At 73.0% G+C, this 11505-nt stretch carries 9 protein-coding genes; 4 read left to right on the forward strand and 5 right to left on the reverse strand.

Going from position 1 to position 11505, the window contains the following annotated elements:
• Positions 1–112: 112 nt before the first annotated feature.
• The gene (locus tag ACFYY6_RS35975; RefSeq protein ID WP_007262928.1) at positions 113–487 is read left to right on the forward strand and encodes an RNA polymerase-binding protein RbpA; all 375 of its coding nucleotides are present in this window, start codon (positions 113–115) and stop codon (positions 485–487) included.
• A gap of 301 nt (positions 488–788) precedes the next feature.
• Here the strand turns inward: ACFYY6_RS35975 and fxsA are convergent, their stop codons facing one another.
• The 4 genes from fxsA to ACFYY6_RS35995 all read right to left on the reverse strand — a co-directional run bounded on the left by fxsA (position 789) and on the right by ACFYY6_RS35995 (position 5093).
• Positions 789–1388: an FxsA family membrane protein gene (gene fxsA / locus ACFYY6_RS35980; RefSeq protein WP_386609486.1), complete on the reverse strand. Its 600-nt coding sequence runs from the start codon at positions 1386–1388 to the stop codon at positions 789–791.
• A 77-nt stretch (positions 1389–1465) separates the two neighbouring features.
• Entirely contained in the window at positions 1466–2233 is a 768-nt protein-coding gene (locus ACFYY6_RS35985; protein WP_073790281.1) for a polyprenol monophosphomannose synthase, read from the reverse strand.
• A 560-nt stretch (positions 2234–2793) separates the two neighbouring features.
• The gene (locus tag ACFYY6_RS35990) at positions 2794–4440 is read right to left on the reverse strand and encodes an amidohydrolase (protein WP_389197416.1); all 1647 of its coding nucleotides are present in this window, start codon (positions 4438–4440) and stop codon (positions 2794–2796) included.
• Positions 4441–4652: 212 nt separating this feature from the next.
• Positions 4653–5093 (reverse strand): Lrp/AsnC family transcriptional regulator, encoded by a 441-nt coding sequence (locus ACFYY6_RS35995; protein WP_073790285.1) that lies wholly within the window; start codon positions 5091–5093, stop codon positions 4653–4655.
• A gap of 202 nt (positions 5094–5295) precedes the next feature.
• Between ACFYY6_RS35995 and ACFYY6_RS36000 the strand changes: the two genes are divergently transcribed.
• Positions 5296–5694, forward strand: a complete 399-nt coding sequence (locus ACFYY6_RS36000; protein ID WP_351525575.1) for a hypothetical protein — start codon at positions 5296–5298, stop codon at positions 5692–5694.
• Positions 5695–6170: 476 nt separating this feature from the next.
• On the opposite strand, the gene ACFYY6_RS36005 is transcribed toward ACFYY6_RS36000, so the two are convergent.
• Entirely contained in the window at positions 6171–7343 is a 1173-nt protein-coding gene (locus ACFYY6_RS36005; RefSeq protein WP_351525574.1) for an acyl-CoA dehydrogenase family protein, read from the reverse strand.
• Between the two features lie 366 nt (positions 7344–7709).
• Between ACFYY6_RS36005 and ACFYY6_RS36010 the strand changes: the two genes are divergently transcribed.
• Positions 7710–8960 (forward strand): glycoside hydrolase family 18 protein, encoded by a 1251-nt coding sequence (locus tag ACFYY6_RS36010; RefSeq protein WP_386609485.1) that lies wholly within the window; start codon positions 7710–7712, stop codon positions 8958–8960.
• 278 nt (positions 8961–9238) lie between these two features.
• Complete coding sequence (locus ACFYY6_RS36015; RefSeq protein WP_389197418.1) at positions 9239–10840, forward strand: right-handed parallel beta-helix repeat-containing protein; 1602 nt, start codon at positions 9239–9241, stop codon at positions 10838–10840.
• The last annotated feature ends 665 nt before the right edge of the window (positions 10841–11505 follow it).

Here is an 11505-nt window from a genome sequence, read left to right on the forward strand (position 1 = left end):
GACGGGCGACGCATGACCGGCAACGGGAATCTTTACCGCCGACCGGACGTTGACCGGATGACGACGACAGCGACACCTGTCCTGTGGGCGACAAGCCCGGGAGGCACGATTCATGAGTGAGCGAGCTCTCCGCGGCACGCGACTCGTGGTTACCAGCTACGAGACGGACCGCGGCATCGATCTGGCCCCGCGCCAGGCGGTGGAGTACGCATGCCAGAACGGACATCGATTCGAGATGCCCTTCTCGGTAGAGGCGGAGATTCCGCCGGAGTGGGAGTGCAAGGCGTGCGGCGCCATGGCGCTCCTGGTGGACGGGGATGGCCCCGAGGAGAAGAAGGGCAAGCCCGCGCGCACGCACTGGGACATGCTTATGGAGCGGCGCACGCGCGAGGAGCTGGAAGAGGTGCTGGCCGAGAGGCTGGCGGTTCTGCGCTCCGGAGCCATGAACATCGCCGTGCACCCGCGGGACAGCCGGAAGTCCGCCTGACCGCAGGGCACCGCAGTACGACAGAGCCGCGGGGGGGGGGGCGCCCCCGGGGGGGGGCCCCCGCCCCGCGGCGGGGGGGGGGCGGCCCCCGCGCCCGCCCGCCCCCCCCCCCCGGGGGGGGGGGCGCCCCCGCCGCCCCCCCCCCCCGGCGGCCCCCCCCCCCCCCCCCGGGGGGGGGGGGGCGCCCCGGGGGGGCCCCCCCCCCCCCCCCGCGGCTCTGTCGCGTCCGGACACGGGCACGGCCGCGCACGGCCGTCCGTGAACGGTCCGGCCTCAGGAACCGGCGCCAGCCCGTGCGGGATCAGGGGGTCAGCGGCGGCCGGGGGCCGTCGTCGGTGCGGGAGCCCGGCCGCGGCGCGTCGTCCTGGCGGACGACCTCACCCTGCACGATCTTTCCGTCCGGCCGGTGAATGCGGGCCTGCTGAAAGGCGTCGGAGATGCTGCCGGGGGATGCGGTGCGCATCCGGCGTTCCAGCGAGCGCTCGGCGTATCGCCCGAGCATCGAGCGGACCCGCGGCACCAGCAGCAGGAGCCCCGCCACGTCGGAGACCGGCCCCGGGACCATCAGCAGCAGTCCGCCGAGCATCAGGAAGCCGTTGCCCCCGCCGCCCGCGGGGGCCGTCCGCCCGGCGGCGTCGGCGCCGGGCTGCCCCGGCATCCGCTGGAGGGTCTCGGTGAGATTGCGGAAGGCCCGGCGTCCGGCCCGCTTCACCACCGCCGCCCCGAGGACGATCCCCGCCACCAGGAGCAGCAGCACGGTGAACCCGCCGGCCGCGTCGGCCACGACGGTGAGCAGCCAGATCTCCAGCACCGCCCAGGCGGCGACGGCGAGCGGGACGAAGGTGCGGGCGCGTGAACGCCTCGGTGCGGTCGGGGGCGGTGTGCCTGTACCGGTCGTCATGGTCCCCAGTGTGCCCGTAGGCGCGCCCGAACGGCGTAGGGGGGTGGGGCGGGCCGCATCCGGCCGCCCGCCGCGGCTCAGACGGCCTTGCGGCCGAGGGCCCGGTTCGTGCGGGTGGCGACCCCCCAGGAGGTGACCCGCCACAGCGCCTCGACGAGGATGTCGCGGCTCATCTTCGAGTCGCCGATCTCCCGGTCCACGAACGTGATCGGGACCTCGACGACGTGGTATCCGGCCTCGACGGCGCGACGGGCCAGGTCGACCTGGAAGCAGTAGCCCTGGGAGGCGACCCGGTCCAGGCCGATGCCCTTCAGGGTCTCGGCGCGGAAGGCCCGGTAGCCGCCCGTGACGTCCCTGGTCCGCAGTCCGAGGAGGATCCGGGAGTAGGTGCTGCCGCCGCGCGAGATCATCTCGCGGGACTTCGGCCAGTTGACCACACGGCCGCCCGGCACCCAGCGGGAGCCGAGCACCAGGTCGGCGCCCTTGAGCGCGGTGAGCAGCCGGGGCAGTTCCTCGGGCTGGTGGGAACCGTCGGCGTCCATCTCCACGAGCACGCCGTAGCCGCGCTCCATGCCCCAGCGGAAGCCCGCGAGGTAGGCGGCGCCCAGTCCTTCCTTGCCCTCGCGGTGCAGCACCCGGACCTGCTCGTCCTCGGCGGCGATCTCGTCGGCGACCTTGCCGGTGCCGTCGGGGCTGTTGTCGTCGGCGACCAGGATGTCTGCCTCCGGCACGGCGGCGCGCACCCGGCTGACGATCGGCTTGATGTTCTCGGCCTCGTTGTAGGTCGGAATGATCACCAAGGTTCTGCCGAGCGGGCCGTATCGCCTCTGACCGCCGTCGTTCACTTACTGCCCCTTCAGTCCGTACGCAGATGCACACCATATCCAGCGTCCGGGGGCCGTACGCCGACACGGTCGGGCACCCGCGGGGGACAGAAGCGGGGAAGTGCGGACAGAAAAGCACGGACGGGACCAGGAGATGGGCGCGACCCGTGCGAGGAGACTACGGATGGGGGCCCGGCGCCCTTCGGGCCGGCCTGGGACCCGCTGGCTGCGGGTCGACCGAGAGCCGTTGTCTACTGAACGTCCGGGCCCCACCCGGGTCGCACCCCCGTCCGGCGATGCCTTCCCTCGCCACCGAGGCGCGGGCGCTGAACCTGGCTGTCAGTGGTGGGGCGCCGGTACGGCACACCACCCCGTGACCCAGCGGCGTTCGACGACTGCGTGGAGGTTCGACCGGTCGGGCGTCCTGTGGTGGACCCGGCCGAACCTACCGGCCGGTGGGCGCGTTCTGTCAATACCCATCTGACCTGCGACGTTCATGGAACCTGCCTGGTCAGTGGCGAAGATCCGCAGGTCGTGGCGGAACGTCGGAACCCTCGATCGACGTGCGAAATGTCCGCACGTCACTCGTTCGGCCGTACGTAGACCGTTTGTCCGAAGACCACCGTCCGCAGGCAGACCGGGAGTTCGGCGCCCGGGGTGAGATCCGGCAGTCCGGGGGTGCCCGACCTGGGGTCGGTCGACCAGCGGGCGACCCGGTCGTCCGGCGCCTGGACCACGAGGCCGCCGGTGCGCCAGACCGCGTAGTCGGCCGGGGCGCCGGGCACGAGCGTGCCCGCGTCGTCGCGGCCGACGGCCCGCCAGCCGCCCCGGGTGTGGGCGGTGAAGCCCGCGCGCACGGAGATCCGGTGCTCGGGCGTGCGGTGGAAGGCGGCGGCCCGTACGGTCCCCCAGGGGTCCAGCGGGGTCACCGGGCTGTCCGAGCCGAACGCCAGCGGCACACCGGCCCGCAGGAGCGCCGCGTACGGGTTGAGGGTCCTGGCCCGCTCGGCGCCCAGCCGCCGCGCGTACATGCCGTCCTCCCCGCCCCACGCGGCGTCGAAGGCGGGCTGCACCGAGGCGGTCAGGCCCAGTTCCGCGAAGGCGGCGACGGTCTCGGGGGTGAGCATCTCGGCGTGCTCGACGCGGTGCCGGGCGGCCCGGATCCGGGCGAGGCCGAGCTTCTCGGAGGCGGCCCGGACGCCCTCCACCACGGTGCAGACCGCCGCGTCGCCGATGGCGTGGAAACCGGCCTGGAGTCCGGCCTCGGTGCAGGCCATGACGTGGGCGGCGATCCGTGCCGCGTCGAGATGGGCGGTGCCCGTGTGCCCGGACGGGCCGTCGGCGTACGGCTCGTGCAGGCAGGCGGTGTGCGAGCCGAGCGAGCCGTCGGCGAACAGGTCCCCCGCCGCGCCGACCGCGCCGAGTTCCCTCACGCGGCGGGCGTCCTTCTCGTCGGCGACCTCCTCGGCCCAGTAGCCGAAGACCCGCGGGCCGCTCTCCTCGGCCGCGAGCCTCAGCAGTCCGGTGAAGTCCTCCTCGTCGGAGATGTCGGGGCCGCCGCACTCGTGGACGGTGCCGATGCCCAGGGAGGCGGCGCGGCGCAGGGCGGCCCGCTGGGCGTCGGCGCGCTGGCGCGGGGAGACGGCTCCGTGGGCCGCGGCGCGCACCGCGTGGTGGGCGGCGTCGGTGAGCGGGGCGTCGGGGTGGTAGCCGGTCAGCCCGGTGACACCGGGGACCAGGTCCAGCAGGGCGGTGGTGACGACCGCGGAGTGCACGTCGACGCGGGGCAGGTAGACCGCCCGCCCGCCCGCGGCGGCGTCGAGTTCGGCGCGCGACGGGGGGCGCTGCTCCGGCCAGCGCGTGGCGTCCCAGCCGTGACCGAGGACGACCCGGTCGGCGGGGTGCGCGGCCACGTACGCGCGCAGCAGGCCGAGTGCCTCGTCGAGGGTCCGGGCGGCGGAGAGGTCGAGTCCGGTGAGCGCCAGACCGGTCGCCGTGGTGTGCACATGGGCGTCGGTGAACGCGGGGGTGACCAGGGCGCCGTCGAGGTCGATCACCTCGTCGACGCCGCTCGCGAAGGCGTCTGCGGCCCCTTCCGAACCCACCCAGGCGACATGGCCGCGTTCGACGACCATGGCGGTGGCGAAGGGGTCGGCGGGGCTGTGGACGTCTCCACCGCGCAGCAGCACGGTGCGGTGTTCGCTCTGGTGGGCGGTGCTCTCGGTCATGGGACCAGTCTCGCGCCTGTCCGCGGCCGCCCCGTCCGCGCCCCCCTCGGAGCCTGTCGGGCGACCTCCGACCGGCTGCCACGCCCCGGGCACGCACGCTTCCGGCGTTGCCGAAATGCCCGCGGGGCTCCCCTACGAGGACGTCCCGCCGCCTTGGAACCGCACGTGCCCTGCCGCGCCCGCCTTCCGGTCGAGGATCACCCGACAGGCTCTCAGATCTTCGGGGGCCGGGCCTCGTACGGCGTGGACAGGACGACGGTGGTACGAGTGGAGACGCCGGCCAGCGAACGGATCCGGGTGAGCAGGTGCTCCAGCTCCAGGGGCGCCGCGACCCGCACCTTGAGGATGTAGTTCTCGTCGCCCGCGACGCTGTGGCACGCCTCCAGTTCGGGGACGTCGGCGAGCCGCTCGGCGATGTCGTCCGGCGCGCTCGGGTCGAAGGGTTTCACCGAGATGAACGCGGTGAGCGGCAGACCCACCGCCTCCGGGTCGACGACCGCGGCGTAGCCCCGGATCACTCCGCGCTGCTCCAGTCTGCGGACGCGCTGATGAACGGCCGATGTGGACAGGCCCGTGGCCTTGCCCAGGTCGGTGTAGCTCATCCGCCCGTCCTTGACGAGCAGCTCAACGATCTGTCGGTCCAGCTCCTCCATGCGGTCAACCTATTGCCCGGGCGTCTCCAGGAACAGCGGCGAGGGCCCCGGAGTGGCACCTGCGCCCGGCATGTGATGAACGCCACAGGGTTACGGCTGGGTATCGCGCCACCTCGCGGTTACGGCCGACGCGCGACGGGAAGTGCTTGCTGTGGTCCAGGCCACGGCGCCGGACCGGGCCCACCCGAGGGGGGAAATTCCCATGCAGAGCTTGAAGCTCACCGAACGCTTCGAACCGGACTCCGTCGATCCGGACGACGACGCGGTCGCCGATCCGTACGACATGTTCGAGATGTACCGGGTGATCTGCCCGGACTGCGCGCAGCCGATCGCGCTGCTGGCCGATGAGGACGTGCTGCCGGAGCACGCGCTGTGCCCGACTCCGTGGAACCCGTTCGTCCTGCAGGTCTGCTCCGGAACGGGCCGCTCGGTCTCCCGGACGCGGCCCGCGGACGACTCGCCCGATCTCCAGGAGCAGGACGGCGGACTGCTGTTGACGCTCCCTCAGGGGCTCGACTGGAGGATGCAGCCGTTCTCGCACGCCGGCGGTCCCGGCTCGCGCCCGATGCGGGCGCCACGGATGCGGCGCGAGGCCGCCTGAGCCGGCCCCCGCGCCCCGCGGCACGGCCCGGTGACCGTCCGGGCCCGTCCGCCCGGCGGGCGCGCGTCCGGCCCAAGGCCGGAAACCGCACGACGCCGCGGTCCGGCGGCGACCCGCCCGAGGGACCGCCCCGGGGAACAGCCCCTGGAGAAAACGCCGGGGAAGGGGCGAACGGGCTCTCGAATCGCTCGGACGGTGACCCGCTCCCGCCCCGCACCGTTGGCCGGGTATGACCCCGCCGCACACAACGGCCGGTACCGGTCGTCGCCGTCTCGCCGTCCCCGCTTCCGAAGAATCGGTTCCGCAGCCCAGTGCGCGGCCGGCGTCCCGGACGCCGCCGCACGCCGCCGATCCGCCCATCTTCCGGGCCGTGCTGCGTCATTGGGAGCGGCACGGGCGGACCCTGCCGGGCCACCGGGACCAGGAGTGGAACCGGATCATGACGACGCCCGTGTGGTCGGACCGCCCGCTTCGGCTCAGCGGGTCTCGGGACCCGCGAGATGGCGGGCGATGACCATCCGCTGGATCTGATTGGTGCCCTCGACGATCTGGAGCACCTTGGCCTCGCGCATCAGCCGCTCCACGGGGAAGTCGGCGGTGTAGCCGTAGCCGCCGAGGACCTGGACGGCGTCGGTGGTGACCTGCATCGCCGCGTCCGTGCAGAACAGCTTGGCCATCGCCGCCTGGCGGGAGAACGGCTTGCCCTCGTCGCGCAGCCGGGCCGCCTCCAGGTACAGCGCCCGGCCCGCCTCGATGCGGGTGGCCATGTCGGCGAGCATGAAGCGCAGGCCCTGGAAGTCCGCGATGGGGCGGCCGAACTGCTGCCGCCCGGTGGCGTAGGAGACGGCCTCGGTCAGGGCCGCCTGGGCGACACCGATCGCGCAGGCGGCGATGCCCAGACGTCCGGAGTCCAGCGCGGACAGGGCGATCGCGAAGCCCTGGCCCTCGTCGCCGATGCGGCGCGCGTCGGGGACCCGTACGCCGTCGAAGTTCAGCTGGGCGGTGGGCGAGCCCTTCATGCCCATCTTCTTCTCCGGCGCGGCGGCGTTCAGCCCCTCGGCGTCGCCGGGCACCAGGAAGGCGGTGATGCCGCGGGCCCCCTCGCCGCCGGTGCGCGCCAGGACCGTGTAGAAGTCCGCGATCCCGCCGTGGGTGATCCACGCCTTGGTGCCGGTGACGACCCAGTCGTCGCCGTCCCGCACGGCCTTGGTGCGCAGCGATGCGGCGTCGGATCCGGAGGCGGGCTCGGAGAGGCAGTAGGCCCCCAGCAGGCCCCCGCCCAGCATCGCCGGGAGGTGCGCGTCCCGCTGCTCCTCGGTGCCGTATCCGGCGAGCGCGTGGCAGGCGAGGGAGTGGACGCTGACGCCGAGGCCGACGGTGAGCCGGGCCGCCGCGAGCTCCTCCAGGACCTGGAGGTAGACCTCGTAGGGCTGGTCGCCGCCACCGTGGCCGGAGTCGTAGGGCAGCCCGAGCAGTCCGGACTCGGAGAGGAGGGTGAAGACCTCGCGCGGGAACCGGCCCGCTTCCTCCTCCTCGGCCGCCCGCGGCGCGATCTCCCGCTGGGCGATGTCGCGGACGAGGGCGAGCAGTTGCCCGGCCTCCTCGGTCGGCAGACGGCGTTCCACCGAGAACGGGGCACGGTCGGACATGATGCGCTCTCCTCCCTGTCGGGCGTGGCGGCGGTCGCGCGCGCGGGGTGTGGGCGGCACCGCCGGGGGCTTTCGGGCAGCACCCAAAAGAGCACTGCCGCCCAACCGATGCCGGTCCCCCGGATTACGAGAGCTGCTGGCCAGCGGCTGTGGCGGCTTGAGTATGCCCGATCGGACGATATCCGTCACGGGGTCGGCGGGCGACTCGGAGACAGCGGGAACGATCACCGGAATTGGTCCGAACCATTGACCCAACTGGTCTAGTCCATCTACGGTTTCACCCGGACCGGCATTTCCGCGTTCATGCCAAGTTCATGGAAGGGCCGGACTCCCCCCACCACGTTCCCTCCCCCACGAGGAGACAAGATGTCCGGACAGCACCGCACCCGCACCCGCGCACGGGCCTTCGCAGCGGCCGCCTGCACCACGGCCCTCGGCGCCGCCCTCCTGGGCGTGGTCGGCACCGCCCCCGCCGACGCGACCCCCGCCGCGCCGGCCGCCTCCCCCACGGCGGCCGGCGACAAGGTGGTCGGCTACTTCACCAACTGGGGTGTCTACCAGCGCAATTACCACGTCAAGAACATCGAGACCTCGGGCTCGGCCGACAAGCTCACCCACATCAACTACGCCTTCGGCAACGTCACCGGAGGCAAGTGCGCGATCGGCGACTCGTACGCCGACTACGAGAAGGCGTACACCGCCGACCAGTCGGTCGACGGGGTCGCCGACACCTGGGACCAGGACCTGCGCGGCAACTTCAACCAGCTGCGCAAGCTCAAGAAGCTGCACCCGGACCTCAAGGTGATCTGGTCGTTCGGCGGCTGGACCTGGTCCGGCGGCTTCGGCGAGGCGGCGAAGAACCCGGCCGCGTTCGCCGAGTCCTGCTACAACCTGGTCGAGGACCCGCGCTGGGCCGATGTCTTCGACGGCATCGACATCGACTGGGAGTACCCCAACGCCTGCGGTCTCACCTGCGACACCAGCGGGCGCGAGGCGTACGGCAACCTGCTGGCCGCGCTGCGCTCCAAGTTCGGCGCGGACAACCTGGTCACCGCGGCGATCCCCGCCGACGCCTCCGACGGCGGCAAGCTCGACGCGGTCGACTACGGCGGCGCCTCGAAGCACGTCGACTGGTACAACCCGATGACGTACGACTACTTCGGCGCCTGGGACGCGCAGGGACCGACCGCCCCGCACTCCCCGCTGAGCTCCTACGAGGGCATCCCGCAGGACGGGTACAACAGCGAGGCCACCATCGCCAAGCTGAAGGAGATGGGTGTCCCGGCGTCCAAGCTGCTGCTCGGCGTCGGCTTCTACGGCCGCGGCTGGACCGGCGTCACCCAGGACGCGCCCGGCGGCACCGCCACCGGCGCCGCCCCCGGCACGTACGAGGCGGGCATCGAGGACTACAAGGTCCTCAAGAACAGCTGCCCGGCGACCGGCACGGTGGCCGGCACGGCGTACGCGCGCTGCGGCAACAACTGGTGGAGCTACGACACCCCGGCCACCATCGCCGGCAAGATGGACTACAAGGACCAGCAGGGTCTGGGCGGCACCTTCTTCTGGGAGCTGAGCGGCGACACCACCGACGGGGAGCTGATCAAGGCTCTCCGCTGAGCGGCTGTCGGGTGATCTCCGGCCGGAGGTCACCCGACACGCTCCGAGAGACGTCCGGCCACTCGGAGGGCCGGACACGAGCCGCGCGGCCGGGCGACCCCACCCCCCGGCCGCGCGGTGCGCCCCGGGCGGTTCGCCGGCGCGGGCCACTGGTGGCGGGCCACTGGTGGCGGGCCACCTGCGCCAACGGGCATGATGGGCACATCAGTTCCACACACCCCAGCATGCCGCGCGTACCCGTCACGCCCCACGGGCACCGGGGTCCGGGAGGTAAGAACGTGTCGCGCCAGGTGCTCACCGTCGCAGCCGACGGGACGGGCGACTGCCGCACCGTCGCACAGGCCGTCGCCCGGGCCCGCACCGGAGCGGTCGTCAGCATCGCCCCGGGACGGTACGAGGAGAGCGTGACCGTGGCGGTCTCCATCACCCTGAGCGCCGCCGAGGGGCGGGGGACGGTGGAGCTGGCACCCCGGCGCGGCCCGGCGCTGACGCTCACCGGGGACGCGGTGATGGTGAGCGACCTGGTCCTGCGGGGGCACGACGACGAACTCCCGGTCGTGGACGTGCCGCGCGGCCAACTCGCCCTGGACCGCTGCGACGTGCACGGATCGGCCTGGGCGGCGCTGTTCGCGCGGGGCGGCGGGTCGCTGGCGCTGCGTCAGTGCCGGATCAGCAATCCTGCGGGCGCGGGCGTGGTGGCCACGTCCGGCACCGAGAGCCTGCTGGAGGACTGCGTCGTCGAACACCTGGGGACCTCCGCGGTGGTGGCCGGGGAGCGCGGGCGGATCTCGGTGCGCGCGAGCCGGCTCCGCGACGCCCGGGGCAACGGCGTCCTCGCCAACGGCCAGGCGCACGTGCTGGTCGAGGACTGCGAGATATCGGCGGCGGACAAGCCCGGTGTCGCCGTCGAGGAGGACAGCTCGGTCAGGGTGGTGCGCGGCACGGTCCGCGAGTGCGTGGTCGGGGTGTTCGTGAACAGCACCGGCCGGACCGTTCTGGAGGACGTCACCGTGCGCGACACCACCGGGCACGGCTTCGTGGTGGGTGCGGGCAGTTCCCCCACGCTGAGCGGCTGCCGCAGTGAACGTACCGCCGGGCACGGGCTGTTGGTCGCCGAGCGCAGTCGCGGCACGGTGAGGGACTGCGTGTTCACCGCCGTCGAGGAGCCCGCGGTCCGGGTCTGCGGCTTCTCCTCCCCCGTGCTGACCGGCGTCGTCGTCCGGGACGCGGAGGGCACCGGGCTGCTGCTGGACGAGGACTCGGCGGCCGAGCTCGACCGGCTGGAGGTGCTGGACGCCGGGGGCAGCGGGATCGTGATCCGCCCCGGAGCCAACCCGCTGGTGCGCCGGGCGACCGTCGCCCGCTGCGGCGGCCACGGCGTGGAGGTCTCCAAGGACGGCCGGGGCCGCCTGGAGGACTGCGCCGTCGAGGAGCCGTCCGGCTCGGCGGTCCACGTCTCGGGCCACGGCAACCTGTACGTCGGCGGCGGGCGGGCTGCGCGCCGCCGGGGCCGGCAGCAACGGCTGGTACGCCCGGTCCTCCGGCGGCTGGACGGGCGACGGATGCAACGGGAGCTACGACTCCGTCCCGATGTCCGGCGACACGAGCACCGACATGCAGAACCGTGTCAAGTGGTGGTGGAACCCCGGCACCGAGGCCCGTACCTGTCAGATCTCCGTGTACATCCCGAACAGCGGCAACGTCCTGTACGTGGGCGGGCATCCCACCACGTACCACGTGCTCGTGAACGCCAACGACCGTACGACCAAGTACGACAGCTTCACGATCAACCAGGTGAACCACCGGGGCCAGTGGGTGAACGTGGGCACCTTCGCCATGAAGGGCCCGACGATCGGAGTGAAGCTCCTGGCCCGGGGTGACGACTGGTCCAAGGGCTGGGAGAAGGCACACCACGCCGCCGCCCAGATGAAGGCGACCTGCCGCTCCTGACCGCCGTCGTCCGGTGACCGGACGGGACTCACCCGCTTCGGCGCACCCCGACGGCGGGCAACCCGGGGGGACATCGGCATGGTCACACCATCCGCGACCGCACGAAACGGCAGCGGCCCGCAGGTGCCGTCCGCCCGCCAACACGCGGATCCTGACCGGGAAATGAGCGACGGAGCCCCCTGCAGGACGTCGAGGGCAACGAGTCTGTCTCGACTGAGCCCCCGGGACGGCGGGGTGGGGAGCGCCGTCCGGTTCGGACCTCTCTGCGGGTGGTCCCGCACGGGCGGAAGTCGTCCCATGGGCGCGAGGCTGTGAAGTCGGGCGATGCCGAGCATCGCGGTACGCATGGCGGCTCGCCGTGTCCCGGTCTCCCGCGCGAGTCGTGGGATCGGGCCGTCAGGCGGCTCGGTCCGCCTGAACACGGTCCGCACGACGTGCGACACAAGTGGACCACCGTGACCCTGACGAGCGGCCTGTCCATCCACTAGTGCCGCATCAGACAACGTTCGCCCCGTCGCGACGCCCGGCACGCCCTCTCGCCGCACCGGCCGAAATCCCAAGTACATCCAGTACGAGGGCTTCCGGCCGGCACACC

Origin of the sequence: Streptomyces sp. NPDC001750, from assembly GCF_042892615.1 — a bacterium.
Taxonomy (GTDB): Bacteria; Actinomycetota; Actinomycetes; order Streptomycetales; family Streptomycetaceae; genus Streptomyces.